This is a genomic window from Streptomyces sp. NPDC050617 (genome assembly GCF_040654795.1).
GTDB lineage: Bacteria > Actinomycetota > Actinomycetes > Streptomycetales > Streptomycetaceae > Streptomyces.
The window spans coordinates 117,146-138,379 of the sequence record NZ_JBFAIS010000020.1; the positions used below are offsets into that span (position 1 = coordinate 117,146).

The window sequence follows — 21,234 nt, forward strand, 5'->3', positions numbered from 1 at the left end:
AGGTCATGGCGATGACTCATGGGGCGGCCGGACCGGTGCCGGGCAGGCGGGAGCGCAAGAAGGCGGCAACGCGGAAGGCGCTGTCCGATGCCGCGTTGGAGCTCTTCCTTGAGCGCGGGTACGACAAGGTGACGGTCGCGGAGATCGCGGCGGCGGCCGACACGGCGGTCACGACGGTGTTCGCGCACTTTCCGGCGGGGAAGGAAGCGCTGATTCTCGATGACAGCGGGGAGCGGGCGGCCTCGCTGGCGGTCGCGGTGCGGGAGCGGGCGGAGGGGAGTTCCGTTCTGGACGCTCTCCATGCGTTCTTCGCCGGGCGGGCGCCCTTCGCCGAGGAGCTGCCCGAGGAGTACCAGCGGCGGATGGACCTGGTGATGGGCACTCCCGCGCTGTGCGCCTACGCCCGTCGGGTCTGGGTCGCCTGTACGGACAGCCTCGCCGAGTTGCTGGCCGAGGCGGCGGGGCGGGCGGAGGTAGATGACTCCTTGCGGATTCTGGCTCGCTACGTCCTGGAGACGCCCGACCTCGCCTCCAGCTGCCCTCAGCCTCGGGCCGCCCTCGCCTCCGCCTTCGAACACCTCAAGCGCGGCTGGCCCGGGCTCTGAAGCCTCCGACACCGCCTCCCCCGTAAAGGAACCTCATGGCCTGGAACGTTCACCGGCCCACACGCGCCGCGCACCTGAATGCCCTCGTGACCGGCGGCAACGCCGGCATCGGGTACTTCATCGCCGAGCAGCTCGCCGAGGCGGGAGCAACGGTCGTCCTGGGCAGCCGCAATGCGGCGAAGGCTGCCGCGGCCCGTGCCGCCATCGCCGTCCGGGTGCCACAGGCTCGGGTGCTGCACATGCCGCTCGATCTCGCGGATCTGTCCTCGCTGAAGGCATCCGTGGACGGGCTGGAGCTGGACCGGCTGGATATCGCCGTTTTCAACGCCGGCATCGCACTCGACAATCCACCCCGGCGCGAGAACGCCGCCGGTCACGAGCAGATGTTCGCCACCAACCACCTCGGGCACTTCGCACTCGCCCACTGGCTGGGCCCGCTCCTGAAGGCGGCCCCCGCCGCGCGTCTCATCACCATGGGGAGTTTCGCGGCCCGGTCGGAAAGGCTCGACCTGGACGACCTTCAGTGCGCGCGCTCGTACGACCCGAAGCAGACCTACGGGCGCTCCAAGCTCGCGCAGATGAGCTTCGCCTTCGAACTGGACCGGCGACTGCGCGCCGCGGGAAGCGATTGCCTGAGCCTGGTCGCCCACCCCGGCGGGGCTCTCGACTCCCTCACCCCCTCCCGCCCCGGCGTCCACGTCAACCCCCTCTCCCGCCGGCTCCTCGGGCTCCCTGCCGGAGTGATGTTGCAGGGGAAGGAGGCCGGGGCCTGGCCCGCGGTGCGCGCCGCGCTCGACCCGGAGGCGGTCGGCGGCCAGATGTGGGGGCCTCGGGTGTTCGGCCTGCGCGGGGAACCTCGGATCGAGCGGCCACAGCCGCATATGACGGACGCCGAGACGGCAGCCGGGCTGTGGGACGCGAGCGTGGAGCTGACGGGGGTTGATCCTGCCGCCCCTGCCGCCCTTCGTGGCCGGAAGGCGTCCAACGGCTGATCACCCCGATACGGCCCCCTCGCCAACCCGCGAGGGGGCCGAGCCGTTTCGTACGGTCAACGTCTCGGCAGCGGGCACCCGTAGCGCCGGCCCGTCGTCCAGCACCAGGACGACCGCGCCGCCACCGGATGGGCGCCGCTCACCACTCACGCTGCGCACCCCGCGCCACGTGCCCCACACGCGTACGCACTGGCCTGCCCGTACGGTGACCGCGGGGATCTCCGTTCCGGCAGCCTCCACCACGCGGTTCGGAATCCTCAACGACGCCACACCGTCAGCAACAGCACACTGCTGATGTCCCGCGTCACGCTCGGACGCGCGTTGCGTCGCCTCCGCGACGAGGTCAACCGCCTCACTCTCGCGGAAGTAGCTTCAGACATCGGCTGCGACGTCTCCTTGCTCAGCCGCATCGAGCTGGGGAAACGCAACTGTTCCCAGCAGCACTTCGCCAAACTCATGGACCTCTACAAGGTCCCCGCGCACGAGCGCGACGATCTTGCAGAACTGCATGCCACCACCCGGGAGCGCCGCCAGCCCTGGTGGGCTCGGTACAGCGAGGTCATCACCACCGGCTACGAGCGCTTCCTCAGCTTCGAAGCCGCAGCCTCGGTCGTCCACGAGTATCAAGTGGGCATGATTCCCGGCCTGTTGCAGACTGAACGCTACGCACGCACGGTGATCGCAGCCGGGTTCGCTTCGCTGGGCCCCGACCAGATCGATGCCCTCGTTGAAGTACGCGAGCTGCGCCAGCGGCAGCGGCTTCTGGAGACCGACGATGCGCTGACCTGTCACTACGTGATCACCCAAGCCGCGCTGAAGTTCGAGGTTGGTGGAAGCCAAGCACATCAAGAACAGCTCCAGTACCTACTGGAACTGTCGGAACACCCGAGTGCCGAGCTGAAGGTGATCCCGTACGAGCGAGGGGAGGAGGGCGCCCAGATCGCCGCGTTCCGGATCTTTCAGTTCACCGACGATGACGTTCCCGACGTGGCCTTCGGCGAATCGGTCGCTGGTAGCTTGACGTTGGACGACCCTCGGGACCTGCGGCGCCTGCACCGGCTCTTCAACAACCTGGCCGGCGCAGCACTCGATCCGGACAAGAGTCGCGACCTGATCACCCGTATCAAAAACAAGGAAGATTGATGGAGAAGGCAGACCTGTACTCGATTGATCCGTCCGCGCTCGCATGGCAGAAGAGCACCTTCACCGCGAGCAACGGCGAATGCTTCGAACTCGCCCCCCTCCCCGGCGGCGCCGTAGCCGTCCGCGACTCAAAGAACCCCTCCGGCCCCCACCTCTGCTTCACCCCCGCCGAGTGGCACGCCTTCAAGACCGGCATAGCCGCCGGAGACTTCGACAACCTGTAGTGCTCGCCCTCGAAACCACCCCAGCAGGCCCGTAATCGACTACAGCTGCAACGCCTGCACCGGCTTTTCCACAGACTCACGGATGCGGCGCTCTCTCCGGACGAGAGCCGCGACATCATCACTCACACCGAGAGCAAGGAAGCCTGACTCGATGAAGAAGGCAGAGTTGTACGCGATCAGCCCCGACACCCTCACCTGGCAGAAGAGCACCTTCACCGCCAACAACGGTGAATGCTTCGAACTCGCCTCCCTCCCCGGCGGCGCCGTGGCCGTACGCGACTCGAAGAACCCCTCCGGGCCCCACCTCTGCTTCACCCCCGGCGAGTGGCACGCCTTCAAGGCCGGCATAGCCGCCGGAGACTTCGACAACCTGTAGGAACCCGCCTTCAGAAGCACCCCGGCTGGCTCGTAATCGACTACAGCTGCGACACCTGCACCGGCTCTTCCGCAACCTCATGGGTGCGGCGTTCTCTCCCGACGAAAGCAGCGACGTAAGCGCCAAAAGCAAGGAGGTCTGGCCTGATGGAGAAGGCAGAGCTGTACGCGATCAGCCCCGGCGCTCTCACCTGGCAGAAGAGCAGCTTCACCGCGAGCAACGGCCAATGCTTCGAACTCGCCCCCCTCCCCGGCGGCGCCGTAGCCGTCCGCGACTCAAAGAACCCCTCCGGCCCCCACCTCTGCTTCACCCCCGCCGAGTGGCACGCCTTCAAGACCGGCATAGCCGCCGGAGACTTCGACAGCCTGTAGGCGCTTGCCCTCGTCACTGCTCTCTTGCCGGACGCTCTCGCGGGCAGTATCAGTGCGCAACGCGCGTCGCGCCGGCACACTCCAGGCACGCGTCGCTTGCCCGCCTTCCTCGTTCTGGGAGGGTCCTGTCGGCATCACGCTCAGGCCGGCGGAGCCTCCTGGCCTCCTCGACCGGGGTGCTTGCCGTCACGGGATGAGTGATTCGCCGAAGGGCGTCAGGCGCTGGCATGATTCAGGAATGTCTGCCGAGCACATCATCGCCGCCTGTGACGGGGCGTCCAAAGGAAATCCGGGCCGAGCCGCCTGGGGCTGGGTCTCTGCTGATGCCGAGGGGCGTCCGCAGCGTTGGGAAGCGGGGCCGCTGGGTACGGCGACCAATAATGTCGCTGAATTGACGGCCCTCGCCGAATTGCTGGAGGCTACGGACCCGGCTGTCCGGATTGAGGTCCGGATGGATTCCCAGTACGCGATGAATGCCGTGACCAAATGGCTCCCCGGCTGGAAGCGCAATGGGTGGATGACCGCCTCGAAGAAGCCCGTCGCCAACCGGGAGCTTGTGGAGCGTATCGACTCGCTGCTCGGCGGCCGTGCGGTCGAATTCGTTTACGTGCCCGCGCACCGTGCCGACGGTGACCATCTGAACGCCATCGCCGACCAGGCCGCCAGTGATGTCGCCGAGAGTCAGGTCGCCGCCGGTACCTCGCAGGGAGCTCAGGAGTTTCCGGTGCCGCGTCCCGCCTCCGCTCAGGGGCAGAAGACCGCTAAGAAGGCTGCCAGCCGGCCTCGGTCGGGGGGCAGCAGGACCATCAAGGCCAAGTTCGCCGGGCAGTGCGGCGGTTGCGGACGGTCCTACGAAGCGGGGACTCAGGTCGCCAAGGGGACTCGTAGCTGGGGGCACCCGGAGTGCCGGGACAACTGACAGTCGCGCCTTCCCCCTCCCCCGAGGGGGAAGAGCGTCGTATGTGCGCTCATCATGCTGATCCGCCGACCCGCGAACAGAGGAGGGTCCACGGTAGGATTGGTGGCATGAGCGAGCCTACCGGTAAGTATTCGATCACTATGCCGCGCGACATCGCTGAAGCCGCCAAGGCCCGCAGCGGTCCTTCCGGCCTCTCCGCCTACGTGGCGGCGGCTGTGGCCCGCCAGATCGAACGCGACAATCTCAACGAACTCATCCAGGTCGCCGAAGCCGAGCACGGTGCCATCTCGGACGAGGAGATCCAGTCCCTTCGTGACCAGCTCCATCAAGCACGTGCCGAGCAGAGTGAGCGTGGAGCGAACGCCGCATGACCCGTCCTCCCGCCGCGCCCGGAGGCACTCTTGTCCTCGACAGCGAAGGGCTGGCCAAGGCGGTCCTCCGCGACCGAACGGTGACCGGGTGGCTTGCCCTGGCTCGCACTGACGACCTGCGCGTGATCACGTCAGCGGCCACGCTCGTGGAAGTGGTGCACCCGAGGATCAACCGCCCGGCCCTGGAGTGGACGCTCTCGCGCCTGATCGTGGAACCGCTCACCGAGTCGATCGCCCGGCACGCCACCGAGCTCCTGTCCACCGCCGGCCTCCACGGCCACAAGTACGCCATCGACGCCATACTCAGCGCCACAGCCCTGGCCGCCCCCGGCCCCGTCACGGTCCTCACTTCCGACCCCGAGGATCTCACCGCGCTGTGCGGCGGACGCGTCACCGTCATCAAGATCTGACCGTCGGCAGCAGCGACATGCGGCCCCCGGCACCTTTACTTGGCGCCGGGGGCCGCATTGCAAGGTGGAGAAGGTTACTTCTCGCAGTCGCCCAGCTGCTTGTCGAGCGGGACGGCGATGTCGTGGATTTCCTTCATGGCCTTGCTCGGGTCCTTGGCGTCGAGGCCCTTGCGGATGTCCTTGATGTGGGCGACGTACTTCTTGTACTCGGCCTGGTGGTCCGCCGGGACGTCCTTGGCGGCGGCGTCGAGGAGGCCGATCCAGCGGTCGAGCTGGGGCTTGACCTTGGCCGGGTCATTGCTGGTGGCCAGGACGTCGAAGATGCTCTTCAGGACCTTGCAGTCCGGAGGGGTGGCCTTCGACGGGGCCGCCGTGACGGCGGTCGTCTGGGCGGCCGGGGCCGCGAAGGCGGCGCCTGCCGCGCCCGTTACGGCGGCGGCGGCGAGAAGCAGGGAGGCACCCGTCCTGGCAACGGTCGTGTTGAGCTTCATGAGAATCTCCTGTCTCCTTGTTCTTGTGGGGGTTTGTGGGGGGATTTTCTTTTGCGCTTTTTATTTGTTTGCTCGGTCACCCCTCCCCTTACAGGTTCGGGATCACCTTTTCGACGTACAGCTTCAAACTCGACATCATCTGGTCGAGGTTCTGGCCGCCGAAATCCACCTGCCACAGCAGGGTGTCCACGCCGTACGCCTCGCGGAATTCGTGGATGCGCTCGACCACCGTCTCCGGCGAGCCGATCACGGCCGTGCCGTGCTTGCGGACGTCGAAATCGCGCAGGTTCTTGGCGTGTTTGCCCATGCTGTCGTAGCCCACGTACGAGCCCGACTTCGTCGTCTCCCAGGACGAGGCCGCCTCGGACCATACCGACATGTACTCGCGGTAGAGGGGCTCCGCTATTCGGTATGCCTCTTCGTCCGTTTCCGCTACGTAGAGCGGGGTGCTCAGGGCTATTCCGGGGAGTTCGCGGTCGGCGCCGTGCTTCGCGGTGAACGCGTTGCGGTACAGGTCGATGACGTACTTGCTCAGGCCCACGTCCTGCTTGAGGGGGGCCAGCGCCAGCATGACGCCGAAGCCGTGCTCGCCCAGCCAGGTGAAGCTTTCCGGGGAGCGGACGGCGGCGCCCCAGACGGGCGGGTGCGGGTCCTGTACGACGCGTGGCAGGGAAGTCGCGTCGGTGAAGGAGAAGAAGGGGGTGTCCTCGGTGACCTTCTCCTCCGTCCACAGCCGGAGTACCGCGTTGATCGTCGCCTCGTAGCGGGCGCGGCTCTCGTCCATGGGGACGCCGAACGCCTCGAACTCGTAGGGCAGCCAAGCCCTTCCGAAGCCGAGGTCGAGCCGGCCGTTGCTGATCGCGTCGACCATCGCGGCATGCGCGGCGATTTGAATCGGGTGATGGAAAGCGGGCAGCACCGCGCCCGTCATCAGCCGTATGCGCTCGGTCTGCGCGGCGACCGTGGAAAGGAAGGTCAGCGGGCTCGGGCAGTAACCGCCGTACTCGCCTATGTAGTGCTCCGTCATCTTGACGTAGTCGAGTCCGGCCTGGTCCGCGAACCGGGTCAGCGCCAGGGCATCCCGGTAGTACTCCACCGCCGAACGCCGGTCGGGACGACAGTCGGGGAGAAGTGAAATACCGTGCCGCATGGCGTTGTTCGTTCCTTTCCTAGCCACGTTTGCCTTCGAATACGCGCGTCGGCGCGTCAGCGCGTCCTTCGGCGGTGATGGCCGCAGGGCATCGGACAAGCCGATGCCTCGCGGCCACTACCGCCGCGTCGGTGTCACGCGCAGGTGCTGGTCGTGCTGGTCGTAGAGGACGAGCAGCTGCTGCTGTCACAGCTCGTCGAGCTGCCGCCGAGCAGCGTCTCGCTCACGTCCGCGTAGTCGTTGATCTCGAAGGTCTCGGACTCCAGCGCCAGCATCTCTTCGGCAAGGGAAGCCAGATCGGACTGCATCGCCATGATCACTCACTCTCCTGGGAAAGGGCCTCCCGACAGCCGGGGGCCACGGCAACTCGGGCACGCACCGTGCCCGCACACCGTTATCCCCGGCCCCGCTGGCATACGGGGCGGCGTACCGCTGACACCCTTCTGACACCTGGCTTCCGACACCTGGCTGTGCGGGCGGCTACGCGGCGCCCGGTCCCAGGCACGCCAGCGCCCCCGCCGCCATCGCGTGCACCGCTCCCCGCAGCGTCGCCACCGCCTCCGGCGCGAACCTCGGGGAGTGATTGGGCGGCAGGGCGGCCAGTTTCTCGCCCGGCGGCGCCTCGGCGGAGCCTGCCGCCGCCGACCACTGCTCCGCCCCGACCCCGCCCGTCATCCAGTACACCGTCGGCACCGCCGGGCCCTCGTACAGGCCCTCCTCCGCGCCCGCGGGCCCGTACCAGGGGAAGTCCTCCGACGCCGTCGACGACGGCCACACCACGACCCGGCCCGCGCCCAGCGCCGCCTCGTGGGCGGCGCGGACCACGGCCCCGTACCGCGCGTCGTTCACGTTGCCGGGGGCGCGGGCCGTCACCTCGGCCTCCGGGGGGCGGGGACTGCCGGCCGCCTCGCTCTCGGCGCGCAGCGACTCGCGCACCAGCTCCACGGCCGCCGTCACCGCCGCGTCGTCCGCCGCCCGCACGGTGATGCCGAGCGCGGCACGGTCCGGTACGACGTTGGCGCGGGTTCCGGCGTGCAGGGCGCCGACCGTCAGCACGGTGCCGGAGGGCGTACGGGCCTTCATACGGGCCACCGCCAGCGCGGCGATCTCCGCGGCGTTGACGGCCAGATGCGGCATCCCCGCGTGTCCCCCGCGCCCGTGCACCGTGGCCTCGACCGTGGCCGACGCCGCCGTCATCGGACCCGTGCCGTGCGCCACCAGGCCCGCCGGGAACGGGGCCACGTGCTGGGCCAGCACCACGTCCGGCTTCGGGAAGCGGGAGTACAGGCCGTCCGCGAGCATCGCGCGCGCCCCGCGCAGCGTCTCCTCCGCCGGCTGCCCGACGATCACGACGGTGCCGGACCACGCCGCGCGCATCCCGGCCAGTACCAGCGCCGCGCCGGTCAGCGCCGCCGCGTGCGCGTCGTGGCCGCACGCGTGCATCACCGGCACCTCGGCGCCGTCCGGGTCCGTCGCCCGGACCTCGCTCGCGTACGGCAGGCCGGTGTCCTCCTCGACGGGCAGGGCGTCGAGTTCGGTGCGGAGGAGGACCGTGGGGCCGGGGCCGTTGCGCAGGACGCCTACCACTCCGTGGCCGCCCACGCCCGTCGTGGTCGTACAGCCCGCTGCGGTGAGCGCGGCCGCGAACCGTGCGGCCGTACGTTCCTCCTGGCCCGACAGTTCCGGGTGGGCGTGCAGGTCCAGGTACAGCTTCAGGACCGGGGCCAGAGTGTCCGCCGCCGTCTCGCGGAGCGTCGTCGGCAGGACGGGGGCGGATACAGATGCGCCTTGCGCGGAGGTTTCTTGCACGGTGCTCCCTTTCTCGGGGCGGACGCTGCGGTCGCGCCCCGAGAGGTGTCAGAAGTGTGTCAGCGGGACGCCGGGGCGTTTGCCAGCGGAGCCGGGGATAACGGTGTGCGGGCACGGTGCGTGCCCGAATCGCCGTGGCCCCCGGCTGCCGGGAGGCCCTTCCCCAGGAGAGTGAGTGATCATGGCCGCGCAGTCCGAGCTGGCTTCCCTTGCCGAAGAGATGCTGACGCTGGAGTCCGAGACCTTCGAGATCCAGGACCACGTCGACGTCACCGAGACGCTGTTCGACTCGACCAGCTGCACCAGCTGCAGCACGACGTCCAGCACCACCAGCTGCACCAGCTGCTGCGCCTGACCGCTTCGGCGCGTCGGCTTCAGCAGGTCCCAGCGGGCCGCCGGGTTCTCCGGCGGCCCGCTGTCGTGCGTACGGCAGCGGGCCCCGGCACGGGAACGGTCACGGGAACGGGTGCGGCACCTTGTGCAGTTCCGCCTCCGTGAGGTCGTCCGCGCGCCAGCCCGCCCGCCGGAACGCCGTCCGCGTCCTCGGCATGTGCAGCGCGCGCTGCCGCGACCAGCCGAAGTCGATGGGCAGCAGCCCCGGAACGATCACGCACACCGTGCGCAGCCCCAGCGCCTCCTGCTCCGGCGACGTCTGGTCCACGACGATCACGTCGAACCCGGCGCGTACCAGCTCGTCCCGGCAGTACCGCACATCGTCCAGCAGCTCCATCGAGCGCGGGCCCTCCTCGCGCCAGGAGCGGTAGACCTCCTCCTCCGGCCGCGCGGTCATCGGCCGCAGGTAGCGCTGGGCGTGCTCGGCCATCTCCGGGAGCGCAAACAGCGCGGCGTGGTCCCGCAGTTGGAGCACCTTGTGGTAATCGCGGGTCATGGCGACGGTCTCCTCACGGCGCGTGCTGACGCGCAGCGGGAGTTCCGGGATGTAGGTCAGCGTCTCCGAGACGGCGGCGCGCACGGCCGTCGCCGGGTCCATGCTGGCTCCGGCCGCGAAGGACAGCGCGCCGTCCCCGCCGTCGCGCCGCACCGCCACCGCCGTGGCCACGGGAATGCGCAGATCGACGCGGTTGTCGAAGACCCTTACGTCGTATCCGTGCAGGTCCGCGCGGTCCACCATGGTGCGCAGCTCGGTGTCGGCGGTGTGCGAGATGTCGATGCCGGGGAGCTCCGCGCCGCCGTACCAGCCGAGCAGGAACGCGTCCCGCTCGATGAGTTCGAGCATCCCGAAGAGGACGGCCTCCTCCAGACTGCCGCCGCTCGCGCAGCCGTTGGAGCACTCGAAGACGAAGTTGTCGCCCTCGGCGCCGGAGCTGTAGTAGGCGAGCCGGGACGGTACGAGGAGGGGGCGTTCGTCGCGCAGCGAATACCCCCACACCCACGGGATGGGGCGGGCGGGGTCGAAGGGGGTGAGCATGGGGTCGTGCTCGTACGTGCGCGGGCCGTACATCCCCACGTCGCGCGGGTCCAGCGCACGGTCCGCGACCGTCTCGTACGCCTCTACGAGCACGTCCTCGCGGTGCCGGCGGCGGGTGCCCGCGTACCGTTCCAGCCCCTCCAGGAACGCCAAGTTCCGGCTCTCGCCGTACGAGTTGGCCTGCCCGCTCCACGTCAGGTCGGTCAGCCCGGCGTGGCCGCGCATCATGACGCGGCCGGAGACGGGGGCGGTCGTCGGCGACATGACGTTCATGGCGGTGCCGGTGCCGAGGACCCCGCAGACCGGGTTGGCCAGCGCGTCGGCGGGCAGCCCGTACGACTCGGGGCGGCGCAGCCGGTACGCGGCCGGGGACGGCTTCGTACGGGAGGTCAGGGCCAGGTCGCGCGGGCTGTCGTCACGGGTGCCGTGGTCCGCGCAGCTGGGGCAGAGCGGGTCGGGGAGGAGGGGGAACGTGCGTGTCTCCAGGGTGCGGAGATCGACCCGCGTGACCCGTGGGCCCCCACCGCGCGTCGGTGCATTCGCCGTCGCCGCATGCGCCAGCCACACCGCGTCCACCAGGTACTGCGTGAGCACCGGCCAGGCGCCGTCGGCGTGCGGGGGCGCGCCGAATTCCAGGGCCTCGCGCTCGTACTTGGGCCGCAGCCGCTGCCAGCGCATGGCCAGGCAGTGACCGCAGCCGGGGGCCCCATCCCCGTCCGCACCCCACGGGCCGACGAGGACGGCCTGCGGCGTCACGTGCACCGTCGCTCGGGCGCGGTCGGCGGCGAAGGGGTCGCGGCTCGGGTCCAGCGCGTCGGCCGTGCCGATCGGCACGACGACCGGACCGTCAGTCACATCGGACGCGCCGGCCCCAGCGGTCCCCCGCGACCGCCGTGCCAGCATCGCGCGGAGCTCGGCCGCCACGGCGGCGGGGCCCGCCGGCGGTTCCGTCCCTGCCTCGGCCACCGTCATGATTCCTTGCTCCACTTGAACGTCTTCGCCGCCAGCAGCGCGAAGACCGCCGCGAACACCAGCAGCCCCGCACACGGCACGAGGAGGGACGAGGCGCCCTTGGTGCCGGAGAGGACGTTGGTGACGCCCTCGTTCATGTAGCGCAGCGGGAGGATGCGGGAGAAGCCCTGGAGCCAGCCCGGCGAGGAGCTCATCGGGAAGAAGGAGCCGGACAGGAACGCCATGGGGATCATCACGCAGTTGGCGATGGCGGCCACCGCGTCCGGCGAGTTGGCGTACGTGCCGACGATGAGCCCGATGCTGAAGAACGCGAGGATGCCCAGCAGCAGGACCGGCAGCGCCAGGACGACGCCCTGGGCCGTGACCGTCAGGCCGAAGACCGGCAGCGTCGCGATGGCGATGAACAGGGCGGCCTGGACGACGCCGATGCCGAGCACCACCACGAAGCGGGACGCCATCACGGTGAAGATGCTGGTCGGCGTCAGCCGGACGAGCCTCAGCACATCGCTGCGCCGCCAGTGCATCAGCGTGTAGGCGACGCCGAACAGCGCGCCGTTGCCCACGCCCCAGGCCATCACGCCGGGCGCCATGAAGTCGATGACGTGCCGGCCGCCGGGCACGGACTGGCCGCCGAAGAGCAGCCCGAACACCACGATGAAGATCAGCGGGAACGCGAAGGTGAAGAAGAGGGACGTCTTGTCGCGGACGAACGCCCGGTAGTGCGCCTGGGTCAGCGCCGTGTAGCCGCTCATGCCTGGTACTCCGTCCCGGTCAGTTCGAGGTAGACGTCCTCCAGGGTCGCCGTCCGGGTCTGGACGTCCTGGAGTTCGGTGAGGCCGCCGACGGCGGCGAGCACCCGGCCGACGGCGCGGGTCGTGATGACGGTCGAGAGGCCCTCCGTGGCCACCTCGTCCGCCCCGTCCAGGCCCTTGGCCTGCTCGGGGGTGAGCTGGGCAGTGGGGATCACGACGCGGGTGGGCGCGTTGAGGCCGCGTACGAGGTTGGCCGGGGTGTCCAGGGCGATCACCTCCCCCGCGCGCACGAAGGCGACGCGGTCGCAGAGCGACTCGGCCTCCTCCATGTGGTGGGTGGTGCAGATGATGGTCCGCCCCTCGGTCCTGATCTCCCGCAGCACCTCCCACAGGTTGCGGCGCGCCTGCGGGTCGAGGGCGGCGGTCGGCTCGTCCAGGAAGATCAGTTCGGGCTCGTGGGTGAGCGCGGAGGCGATGGCGAGCCGCTGGCGCTGGCCGCCGGAGAGGTCGTCTACGAGGGTCTTGGCCTTCTCGGTGAGCCCGACCATCTCCAGCGTCTCGCGGGCGCGCTTGCGGTCGCGGCCGTACAGCGCGGCGACCGTCTCCAGGTGCTCGGCGGCGGTGAGCCGGACGAAGAACGCGGACGCCTGCGTCTGCACGCCGATGCGCGGCAGCAGCGACGTGTCGCGCGGCCAGGGCGAGCGGCCGAGGACCGACACCGAGCCGGAGTCGGCGCTGCGGAGGCCCTCCATGATCTCGATCAGGGTGGTCTTGCCGGCGCCGTTCGGTCCGAGGACGCCGAAGAACTCCCCTCGCTCGACGGTGAAAGAGACGCCGTTGACCGCGTGGACGTTGCCGTACGACTTGTGCAGTCCCTCGACGGCTATCGCGGGTCCGGCGGCGGGGCCGGAGTCCTCCTTCATGGAACTCCCTCCTTTTCGGTGTGGTGTGGTGAGTCAGTGGTTCGCGGGGCCAGTGTTTTCAGGCGTCAGAGCCGGTGTCGGAACCGGCGCCGCCCTCCGGGCGGTTCGTCAGCAGCGCTTCGAGGCGCGCCGTGTAGTCCTCGAAGGCCCGGCGGCCCCGCTGGGTCAGCGAGACGTACGTGACCGGGGTGCGCCGCCGGTGGGTCTTCTCGACGTGCGTGTAGCCGGCGTCTTCGAGCTTGCGGAGATGGGTGGAGAGGTTGCCCGCGGTCATCTCCAGCAGTTCCTGGAGGCGGGGGAAGGTCAGCCGGTCGCCGTCGGCCAGGCCGGAGAGCGTGACCATGACGCGCAGCCGGGCCTGTGCGTGGATCACCGGGTCGAGTTCGGGCCAGCCCTCGTTCATGGCCGGGCACCGCCGGATGGGCGGCGCAGCGCGTAGTACAGGGCGAGGACGAGGAGTCCGCCGCCGCCCGCCAGGGACAGCACGAGGAAGTTCCCCGGCACCCCGGCGAGCACCCCGACCACGGCGCTGACCAGCAGCCAGACGCCCAGCAGGTACTGCGCGCGGTCCTGCCAGAGCATGCCGCCGGCCAGGTAGAGCACACCCGTGACGGTCAGCGAGGAGCCGGTCCACAGCAGGGTGGTGAGGTCGGCGTCGAGCCCGCCGCGGGCCAGGGTGAGGTTGACGGTGGCGAGCGCCAGGAAGGCGAGGGCCCAGCAGGCCCCGTACATCGCGCCGGTCGTACGGGACGGGCCGCGCACCCCGCGCCCGGCCCGTACCCCTTGCACCACGGGCACCACCATCGCGGCGAGGCAGAGCGCCACCAGGACGGTGGCCGCCGCCCACATGGGCAGCGGCGCGGAGGGGCCGCCGGGGGCGGCGAGGTAGCACAGGCCGAAGCCGATGAGCCAGGCGATGCCCCAACTGGCGAAGATCGGGGCGGGGTTCACGCCTCTGCGGCGGAGCAGGCGGCCCCGTTCGCTCTCGATCAGCGCCAGGGAGGCGGCCGGGGACAGCGAGTCGCCGCCCTCCAGCCCCTCCGGGGAGGCCGCCGGGGACAGCGGGCTGCCGCTGTCCGTCCCTTCCGCCGAGGCCGCCTGCGACAGCGAACCACCGCCGTCCGGTCCCTCCACGGCGGATGCCGACTCCCGAGGTGCGCTGGGGTCGTCGTCGCTCACGAGCACTCCACTTTGTGATGCAAAGTTCCTGGCGCAACAGAGTACCCCCTGGCCTCATCCGTTCCCGCATGTCGCACACGTCCGCGCCGCCCCGCATCAGCCGGCCGAAGCCTGGGCGGCCCGGCGGGCGCGCCCCGCCAGCACCCGCGCGCCGACCGCGCGGCCCAGCGCGCCCACGAGGACCAGGGCGAGCAGCCCGCCCGCGATGTAGCGGCCGTACGGCTCGGGGGTCCACAGGACGATCAGCCACAGCACCCCCGCCGTGAGCGCCGCCGCGAGGAGTACGGAGCCGACGGCGTAGCAGACGTGGATGATCCGCATCCGCCTCGGGTACGGGCCCGTCTCGTCGCCGCGCCCCAGCAGCCGCCTGCCGAGCAGCCGCGCGTAGCGGTAGCTCTCGGTGGACAGGTCGGTGACGTTCAGGGCGTGGCTGAGCATCACGTAGCCGTCCAGGTTCGGCACGGGGAGGTAGTTCACCAGTCCGCGCAGGCTGCCGAAGAGGAGCAGCGCGGCGAGGCTGTCGCGGGTGACGTCGTCGGGCGGGAACCACATCCACAGCGGGAAGAACGGCAGCAGGAACACCAGGTTCGCCACCACCCCCGCCGCCGCCGTCGCGATGCGGTGGCGGCGCGGGCCGAAGAGCATCGTGTCCTCGGTCTTGCAGTAGAGGTAGGCCATCGGGGGCCGCCAGCGCAGGCCCACCTCCGATGCCCCGCCGCCGAAGTGATACGACGTCAGGCCGTGTGCCAGCTCGTGCAGCCCCGAGCTGAGCCAGAGCAGCCCGACCACGATCATCGCGAGGTCCGGGTGGCGCCACAGCGTGTGCGCCTGGTGGAGCAGCTCGGGTACGCGGGCGGCGAGCACCGCCTCCATCGCGATGACCACGGCGAGCAGCGGGATCAGCACGTACGGCGCGTACAGGTATCGCAGCCGCCGGTACATCCGGCCCAGCAGCGCCGAGGGGTCGCCGAACACGAGGTCGGTGCCCATCGGCCGGTATCCCCGCCTCCGCTTGGGCCCGGCAGGCTTCGCCTCCGGCTCCGGTTCGGGGGCGGGCTCGGGCGGCGGGTTGCCGACGAGCAGGCGCCGGGCGGAGAGCAGCCCGAGCAGCTGCCGCCACCCCGGCTCCCCCAACCGGCGCCCGAACCGGCCCGCGTACTGCGCGCCGATCTCGGCGAGCGTGGTCTCGCCGTCCAGCCGGGAGATGACGAAGTGCTCCTTGGCCCCGACCTCGTAACTCCGGTTCACCCGCCGGTCCTTGATCAGGTGCAGCACGCGCGGGCCGCGCGCCAGCCCCGGCCCGACCACGATCTCCGGATGCCGGGCCGGCCGCAGCTCCAGCAGCGGCGGCGCGGACTCCGAGGGGCGCGCGGTCATCAGGAGGCCGCCTCGGCGGTGTCCCGCGGCGGCTCGGAGTCCTGCGGCGCCCCGAAGTCCCGCGGCGACCCGGAGCCGTGCGGCGGCCCGAACTCCGGCTGCGGCGCGGTGTCCCGCAGCGACCGGGCGAGGACGTAGGACAGATACGCCTCATCGCGGATGGTGACGTGCAGCCGGTTGTTGGTCATGTGCATATACGGCGACAGCAGGATCTGGAGGGCCTGGTCCGGGTCGGTGACCGTCTCCTGCCGCTCCCCGCCCCAGGCGCGGAACGTCAGGTCGCCGTTGACCGCCAGCGCGACCGCCTTCTCCCGCAGCTCGGCGCAGTGCTCGGCCCAGGTGCGCATGAAGCCCGGCAGCCGGTCCGTGGCCCCGGCGTCGTACGCGCCGCGGACCGTGTCGAACCGGCCCCGCACGCTCTCGGCCACGGACTCGTACGTACGGTCGTACACGCCGCCGGAGATCAGGTCGGTGCCGGAGAACGACCGGTACCAGAACTGGTGGTAGCGCCACAGGTAGTCGGCCATGGCGTCCCGCTCGCGCAGGAACCCCGTGGTCATCACCATCATCAGCTGCGAGGCGAAGCCGAAGAGCACCGTGCGCACATGGACGTTAGTGGTCCGCATGGCGTCCATGACGAGGTCCGCCGAGTGCTTGAAGTGCCACTCCGCCAGCTCGACGCCGGCCGGGCCGCCGTACTTGCCGTACTCCGGCGCGTACGGCTCCCAGCTGAACGTGTTGATCGGGCGCAGCCGCATCCGGCCGTCCTCGCCGAGGTAGGGCTTCCGATCCTCGTCGCTGAACTCCAGGTCGAAGAGGGAGTTGTACAGCTCGCGGTAGAAGTCGGACTTCACCTCGTACAGCGCGGGCCGCTCCCGCAGGAACGCGCCCACGGCCTCCTCCGCGCGGGCCCGCACCTCGGCCTCGGCGGCCTTCGACACCGGCTTGAAGCGGACCCGGATGTGCGGGCCCTCCAACCAGTAGTTGAGGAAGAAGTAGCCGCTGACCAGCCCTTCCTCGGTCAGCCGGTCGAGCAGCGGGCGGATCGCCTGGGTGAGGATCGGCCGGGTGGAGCCGGTGTAGAAGATGTGCAGCGCCTGCCACTCGCCGGCTTCCGTCCCGGGAATGGGCCGCCCGCCGGGAATCTGGGTCTCTACGCTCTCGGTCACGTCAGCTCACCTGGTCCTTGACTCGTTCCGTCTCTCGGGGGGCGGGTTCCGCGGCCGGTCGCCGCGGCGAGGTGCGGGTCTCCACCACCATTTCCGCTACGTGCCGGCCGTCCGGCGACGTCACGCGGGCGTCCTCCTCGCCGGGCAGCGCCTCGCGCAGCACGACGCGGGCCCCGGCGTCCTTCAGCCGGGTCTCGAAGACCGTCAGCGAGAGGTAGCTGTCGAAGTCGACGTACTGCGGCTTGTCGTTGGCGAGCGGGCCGGGGCCCTCCTCACCTTCCTCGGCGGCGGGGGCCCGTACGGTCGCGAAGACCTGCGCGGGCACGCCGTGCCGCTGCCGCCACCGCTGCCAGGACAGATACCACTCGGCATCGGAGGTCTCGGGCGTACGGGCGGGGAGGGACGCGGCCGACGCCGACCAGCTGCGGCGGCTGACCACGACGCTGCCGTAGCGGACGCGGGGCCGCGTGGCCACCTCGGCGGCTCCTTCCTGAGCCTCTTCCTCCGGTACGCCGCCCCAGAAGTCGACGGCGGGCACGGAGGCGGGCGACAGCAGGAGCAGGGCGCGCGGCACGTCCGGCAGGGCCATCGCGACGAGGTAGCCGAGGTAGACGGGGACGACCTCGCGGTCCAGCCGTTCGGAGCGCAGGACGAGCCGGTCCTCGGCGGCGTCGTGCACGACGTACAGGTCGTCGAGCGGGAGCTGTTCGGCGGGCGGCGCGGAGCTGGTCTCGCCGGGGCAGACCACCTCGTAGTCGGTGAGCCGCCCGTGCAGGTTCAGGTTGGTCGTGGCGTGGCCGCCGGTGACCTCGGCGAAGACCGCGCCGCGCGGGTGGGCGGCGCGCAGGTCGCGGCGGACCCGGCCGGTCAGGCCGCCGCCCGCCGCGTCACCGGGCTCGTCTTCGAAGCAGTGCGTGAAGCGCGAGAAGGGGAAGCCGATGCCGCCCCAGGAGCGGTTGAGCACGGCCAGGTCCTCGCCGTCGCGGCGCGCGGGCTGGAGGAAGTGGCTCAGCGGCTGGAACCCGGCCCCGGCCGGGGCCAGCTCGGCGGCCACAGCAGCGAGGGAGGCGTCGTCCAGCACCAGTTCCTCGGCGCCCTCCTCGCGCGCCTCCCACAACTGCCGCATGCGGGCGATCAGTTCGCGGCGCCCACGGTCGACCGCGGTGATGCCGGGCGAGTCGAGCCAGTTGTCCAGCTCGACGTAGTCGCCCGCGTCGTCGAACGGGCGGCGCTGCGCGCTGATCCGCGCGTACTGGTCGAAGATGTCCTCGTGGAAGTCGTAGACGAGCTTCAGCACGTCGTCGCAGCGTCCGCCGGGGCCGAAGCGGGCCAGGAAGAACGCCTTGAGCAGCAGCCGCTGCGGCAGGGTGACGTCGAAGACCGGCAGCACGCGGCTCAGCGTCCGCAGCGACTCCCCGACCGTCTTCTCCCACCCCTGACGCTCCCACACCAGCGGTTCGGCCGCTGCGCGCGAGTCCTCGTAGACGAGGGTCTGCGGCAGGGCCGGAGCGCTCGCGCCCAGCTCCTCCTGGACCGCTCCGAGCTCCTCGCGCAACGAGGCCAGCAGCCGCCTGCGCTCGTCGAGTTCGGCGCGCGGGTAGCGGTCGAGGAGTCCTGCGGGGCCGTCGAGCCGGTCCGCCAGCCGCCGTCCCCAGTCCGTGCCCAGGTCGCGGACCGCGTCGCGGAAGCCGCCGAGCGGGTCGGGGCTGTGGTTGGTCACGCTCAGGCCGGGCACCTGGAGGAGGCCGAGCCGCAGCAGGACGGAGAGGAAGCGGTCGTAGTCGGCGGGCGTCGCCTCGCCGTCCGCGCTCAGCTCGGTGACCAGGTCCCCGTAGCGGATGGTGGGGCGCTGCCCGAACAGGGCGAACAGCCGCTCCAGGGTGCCGCCCTGCTTGAGGAAGAACAGGCTCTCCTTGACGGCGTCGAAGCTGACGGTCGCCTCGTCGTCCCCGGCGGTGACCTTGCGGCGCACGTAGCGGATGCGGTCGGCCTCCATCCGCCAGCCGGTGACCAGGGTGACGGGCAGGTCGGCGCGGTAGCCGTCGTTGTCGATGACGAGGTCGGCGAGGCGGCCGATCACCGCGACGTTGAGCCGGGGGTGATCGCTCCACTCCGCGTCGATCTCCCCGCCGAAGGCCCCGGAGCCGTCGCCGTCGCGGAACTCGCCCAGGGCCAGTCCGGTGAAGGTGGAGAACGGGCTGGTCTTGCACGCGGTCCGGTACACGTACTCCAGCAGCGAGCGCTCGATCCTGCGCTGCCGCTTGGTGAGCGCGGCGGCGCCCGCGCCCAGGTACGTGCCGAGGTAGCGGTCGAGCGACGGCGAGGCCAGGACGAGGCCCTGCCGCAGCCGGGGCTCGACGGCCAGCTCGCGCAGCTTCCCGCGGCCTTCGGCGAGTTCGGTCGCGAGGATCGCGGGGCCGCCGCCGACGAGGCCGGCCAGGGCCTGCCGGTCGCGCAGCCACTCGGCGAGCCGGGCGCCGGTCTCGCCGCCGACCGTCTCGGCGGCGGCGAGGGCGGCGGCCGTATCGCGGGGCAGTTTGTTGTTGAACACCTGCCTGCGGATGTTGACGAGGGCGCGCCGGAGGCCGTCGTCCGTGTTGGCGCTGATCACCTCGTACAGCCGGTCGCTGATGTCGCCCGAGCGCTCCGCCAGCCGCGCCTCGGCGGCGCACACCTCGTCCGCCCAGCGGCGGGTGTCCGGTGTGCGCAGCGCGCGCACGGACTCGACCGGGAGTCCGGCGACGCGGACCATGAATCGCTCGCCGAGCGCCCAGGACGGCGCGGTTCCGGCCGCTGCCGGCCGGGAGTCAGTAGTCATCGCATGTCCCCGTATCTCGTGCTCTGTCGTCCCGTACGGCGTCGCGTACGGGAGCTCCTGCGTCGTCCCGTCCGGCATCCCGCGCGGCTCAGGCGATCTCGTAGCGGAAGTCGGCCCCGTCGGACCGTTCGTTGCCGATCAGGGTGATCAGCAGCGGCACCTCGTCCGTGCCGGCCAGGCCCATCCGGTCGATGTACGAGATGTTGTCGAAGCCCAGCGCCGCGCCGCAGCCGACGCCCAGGGCGCCGCACGCCGAGTACGTCGCCTGCGCCATGGCCCCGACGACGGCGTTGACCAGCCGGTATCCGCGGCCCCCGACGGCGTCCAGGACGGCGGAGGCGCGGACCGTGGGCACCAGGACGACGCCGGCCTGCTCCACGTTGTAGTTGGACAGGAAGTAGTTCTGCTGGAGGAAGGTGCCCTGCGGTCCGGCCGCCACCCGGCGCAGGGCGTTGCCATCGGGCGCGTATTCGTAGACGCCGGGCTCGATGCCCTCGACGTGGTTGACGAAGGCGTACATCTTGACGAGGGACAGTGCCTCGCCCTCCGGGCCGACGTCGCAGGGCAGCGCGGCCCCGGCCACCGCGGCGTGCAGCACGGCGCTCAACTGGGCTTCGCTGAGGGGCTGTTCGGCGGCGAAGCGGCCGAAGCTGCTGCGGCGGGCGCGCAGCGCGCCGCGCACGGTGGCGTCGAGCGGCGCGGGCTCGGGCAGCGCGACGGGCTCCCCGGCGCGCGGCGGGAAGGGGCGGGCGGCGGCGAGGGCCGTGCGGTCCGGCCGGTCCGTCGCGCCGAGCCGGGTGGCCGCGTGCATGGCCTCCAGGGTCTCGAACGTCCGCAGCTCACGGGACTTCTCCTGCTCCGCGTAGCGCACGCGGGGGCCGTCGGCGGGCGCCTTCGCCGGGCGGCCGGGCGCGCCGCTCGCCTCGGCGTCCCAGCGGAGCGGGATCACCGCGAAGAACCCCTCGTCGGCGGGGTCGGCGCCGAGCAGCCGGTTCAGCCGCTCCTCGTCGAACCAGAACGCGGGCTCGACGCTCAGCCCGCGGGCGCGGGCCCACATCCGCCAGCTCTGGGTGATGGTCCCGATGTCCATCGTGGTGGCGTGGTAGCTGAAGCTGTTGTATTTGAAGGCGTTCTGCCAGAACTTGATGCCGAGCACGAGGAACTGGTCGATGTCCTCGGGCAGTTCGGGCAGGTCGAGGGCGGCGCGTACGTCCGGGGTGACGTCGCCGGTGAGGAGGCGGCGCAGCGCGTGCTGCGCGGTGTCGTAGTAGTGCACGCCGGGCGTCAGCGGTCCGCTGGGGCCGTTGACCCAGTAGACGCTGACGGGGTAGAGCCCGCCGCCGGAGGCAGTGCCGCGCGCCCAGTTGGCGCCCGCGTAGAACGGCAGGGACGCGAGGTCGTCGTTGGCGTGGATGCCGAGCCGCCGCGACAGCAGCCCGTACGAGTCGCGGAGCATCCCGCCGAGCGCCGCCAGGTCGAAGGGGGCGGCGTCGGCCGGGGGCGGCAGCAGTCCGGCGTCGAGGGTCGCGGCCTCGGGGTCGTCGCCCTGGGGCAGCGGGAAGCTCTCGGCGTCGGGGTAGAACTTGCCCAGCCGGGGCTTGTCGGCCCAGTTCGGCACGTAGCCGATCGGGGGCATGCCGACCCGGCTGCGCTGCATCACCGCGCTGAGGTAGTCGTGGGCTGTCGTACCCATCTCACAGGTCCTTTCGAGCCGCGGGCCCGGCCCGCCTGGGCGCCGGTTCACGGAGGTCTGG

General features: G+C 71.0%; 23 protein-coding genes. 10 read left to right on the forward strand and 13 right to left on the reverse strand.

What is annotated here, in order from left to right; genetic code table 11:
- Window positions 1-5 precede the first annotated feature (5 nt).
- The 9 genes from AB0I49_RS25150 to AB0I49_RS25190 all read left to right on the forward strand — a co-directional run bounded on the left by AB0I49_RS25150 (window position 6) and on the right by AB0I49_RS25190 (window position 5,411).
- A complete protein-coding gene (locus AB0I49_RS25150) occupies window positions 6-605 on the forward strand; it encodes a TetR family transcriptional regulator (RefSeq protein WP_363229325.1) in 600 nt (199 codons plus the stop codon).
- A 35-nt stretch (window positions 606-640) separates the two neighbouring features.
- Window positions 641-1,597: an SDR family NAD(P)-dependent oxidoreductase gene (locus AB0I49_RS25155; protein WP_363229326.1), complete on the forward strand. Its 957-nt coding sequence runs from the start codon at window positions 641-643 to the stop codon at window positions 1,595-1,597.
- 294 nt (window positions 1,598-1,891) lie between these two features.
- Window positions 1,892-2,740 (forward strand): helix-turn-helix transcriptional regulator, encoded by an 849-nt coding sequence (locus AB0I49_RS25160; protein WP_363229327.1) that lies wholly within the window; start codon window positions 1,892-1,894, stop codon window positions 2,738-2,740.
- The gene (locus AB0I49_RS25165) at window positions 2,740-2,964 is read left to right on the forward strand and encodes a DUF397 domain-containing protein (RefSeq protein ID WP_363229328.1); all 225 of its coding nucleotides are present in this window, start codon (window positions 2,740-2,742) and stop codon (window positions 2,962-2,964) included. The genes AB0I49_RS25160 and AB0I49_RS25165 overlap by 1 nt, the downstream gene beginning before the upstream one ends.
- Before the next feature lie 151 nt (window positions 2,965-3,115).
- Window positions 3,116-3,340, forward strand: a complete 225-nt coding sequence (locus AB0I49_RS25170; protein WP_363229329.1) for a DUF397 domain-containing protein — start codon at window positions 3,116-3,118, stop codon at window positions 3,338-3,340.
- Between the two features lie 146 nt (window positions 3,341-3,486).
- A complete protein-coding gene (locus AB0I49_RS25175) occupies window positions 3,487-3,711 on the forward strand; it encodes a DUF397 domain-containing protein (RefSeq protein WP_363229330.1) in 225 nt (74 codons plus the stop codon).
- Window positions 3,712-3,949: 238 nt separating this feature from the next.
- A complete protein-coding gene (locus AB0I49_RS25180) occupies window positions 3,950-4,630 on the forward strand; it encodes a ribonuclease H (RefSeq protein WP_363229331.1) in 681 nt (226 codons plus the stop codon).
- 107 nt (window positions 4,631-4,737) lie between these two features.
- Window positions 4,738-5,001, forward strand: coding sequence for a CopG family transcriptional regulator (locus AB0I49_RS25185; RefSeq protein ID WP_363229332.1), 264 nt, complete (start codon window positions 4,738-4,740; stop codon window positions 4,999-5,001).
- Window positions 4,998-5,411 carry a DNA-binding protein gene (locus AB0I49_RS25190; RefSeq protein WP_363229333.1) on the forward strand — a complete coding sequence of 138 codons (414 nt, stop codon included), beginning with the start codon at window positions 4,998-5,000 and terminating at the stop codon, window positions 5,409-5,411. The genes AB0I49_RS25185 and AB0I49_RS25190 overlap by 4 nt, the downstream gene beginning before the upstream one ends.
- Before the next feature lie 74 nt (window positions 5,412-5,485).
- Here AB0I49_RS25190 and AB0I49_RS25195 read toward each other — a convergent pair whose 3' ends face one another.
- The 4 genes from AB0I49_RS25195 to AB0I49_RS25210 all read right to left on the reverse strand — a co-directional run bounded on the left by AB0I49_RS25195 (window position 5,486) and on the right by AB0I49_RS25210 (window position 8,861).
- On the reverse strand, window positions 5,486-5,902 hold the full coding sequence (locus AB0I49_RS25195) for a hypothetical protein (protein WP_363229334.1): 417 nt from the start codon (window positions 5,900-5,902) through the stop codon (window positions 5,486-5,488).
- A gap of 88 nt (window positions 5,903-5,990) precedes the next feature.
- Entirely contained in the window at window positions 5,991-7,052 is a 1,062-nt protein-coding gene (locus tag AB0I49_RS25200) for an LLM class flavin-dependent oxidoreductase (RefSeq protein WP_363229335.1), read from the reverse strand.
- Window positions 7,053-7,186: 134 nt separating this feature from the next.
- Window positions 7,187-7,366: a thiazolylpeptide-type bacteriocin gene (locus AB0I49_RS25205; protein ID WP_363132721.1), complete on the reverse strand. Its 180-nt coding sequence runs from the start codon at window positions 7,364-7,366 to the stop codon at window positions 7,187-7,189.
- A 166-nt stretch (window positions 7,367-7,532) separates the two neighbouring features.
- Window positions 7,533-8,861, reverse strand: a complete 1,329-nt coding sequence (locus AB0I49_RS25210; RefSeq protein WP_363229336.1) for an amidohydrolase — start codon at window positions 8,859-8,861, stop codon at window positions 7,533-7,535.
- A gap of 181 nt (window positions 8,862-9,042) precedes the next feature.
- Between AB0I49_RS25210 and AB0I49_RS25215 the strand changes: the two genes are divergently transcribed.
- A complete protein-coding gene (locus tag AB0I49_RS25215; RefSeq protein WP_030879025.1) occupies window positions 9,043-9,216 on the forward strand; it encodes a thiazolylpeptide-type bacteriocin in 174 nt (57 codons plus the stop codon).
- A gap of 99 nt (window positions 9,217-9,315) precedes the next feature.
- Here the strand turns inward: AB0I49_RS25215 and AB0I49_RS25220 are convergent, their stop codons facing one another.
- The 9 genes from AB0I49_RS25220 to AB0I49_RS25260 form a co-directional block, all read right to left on the reverse strand.
- On the reverse strand, window positions 9,316-11,256 hold the full coding sequence (locus AB0I49_RS25220) for a TOMM precursor leader peptide-binding protein (RefSeq protein ID WP_363229337.1): 1,941 nt from the start codon (window positions 11,254-11,256) through the stop codon (window positions 9,316-9,318).
- 2 nt (window positions 11,257-11,258) lie between these two features.
- Window positions 11,259-12,014: an ABC transporter permease gene (locus AB0I49_RS25225; protein ID WP_363229338.1), complete on the reverse strand. Its 756-nt coding sequence runs from the start codon at window positions 12,012-12,014 to the stop codon at window positions 11,259-11,261.
- Window positions 12,011-12,937 carry an ABC transporter ATP-binding protein gene (locus AB0I49_RS25230; protein ID WP_363229339.1) on the reverse strand — a complete coding sequence of 309 codons (927 nt, stop codon included), beginning with the start codon at window positions 12,935-12,937 and terminating at the stop codon, window positions 12,011-12,013. Before AB0I49_RS25230 ends, AB0I49_RS25225 begins: the two co-directional genes overlap by 4 nt.
- Window positions 12,938-12,995: 58 nt before the next feature.
- On the reverse strand, window positions 12,996-13,340 hold the full coding sequence (locus AB0I49_RS25235) for a transcriptional regulator (protein WP_363229340.1): 345 nt from the start codon (window positions 13,338-13,340) through the stop codon (window positions 12,996-12,998).
- Complete coding sequence (locus AB0I49_RS25240; protein WP_363229341.1) at window positions 13,337-14,116, reverse strand: hypothetical protein; 780 nt, start codon at window positions 14,114-14,116, stop codon at window positions 13,337-13,339. Before AB0I49_RS25240 ends, AB0I49_RS25235 begins: the two co-directional genes overlap by 4 nt.
- A 96-nt stretch (window positions 14,117-14,212) precedes the next feature.
- Window positions 14,213-15,493, reverse strand: coding sequence for a M50 family metallopeptidase (locus AB0I49_RS25245; protein WP_363229342.1), 1,281 nt, complete (start codon window positions 15,491-15,493; stop codon window positions 14,213-14,215).
- Window positions 15,493-16,662, reverse strand: coding sequence for a lantibiotic dehydratase C-terminal domain-containing protein (locus tag AB0I49_RS25250; protein WP_363229343.1), 1,170 nt, complete (start codon window positions 16,660-16,662; stop codon window positions 15,493-15,495). Before AB0I49_RS25250 ends, AB0I49_RS25245 begins: the two co-directional genes overlap by 1 nt.
- 1 nt (window position 16,663) lies before the next feature.
- Window positions 16,664-19,480 (reverse strand): lantibiotic dehydratase, encoded by a 2,817-nt coding sequence (locus tag AB0I49_RS25255; protein ID WP_363229344.1) that lies wholly within the window; start codon window positions 19,478-19,480, stop codon window positions 16,664-16,666.
- An 88-nt stretch (window positions 19,481-19,568) separates the two neighbouring features.
- Window positions 19,569-21,173: a SagB family peptide dehydrogenase gene (locus tag AB0I49_RS25260; protein ID WP_363229345.1), complete on the reverse strand. Its 1,605-nt coding sequence runs from the start codon at window positions 21,171-21,173 to the stop codon at window positions 19,569-19,571.
- Window positions 21,174-21,234 lie beyond the last annotated feature (61 nt).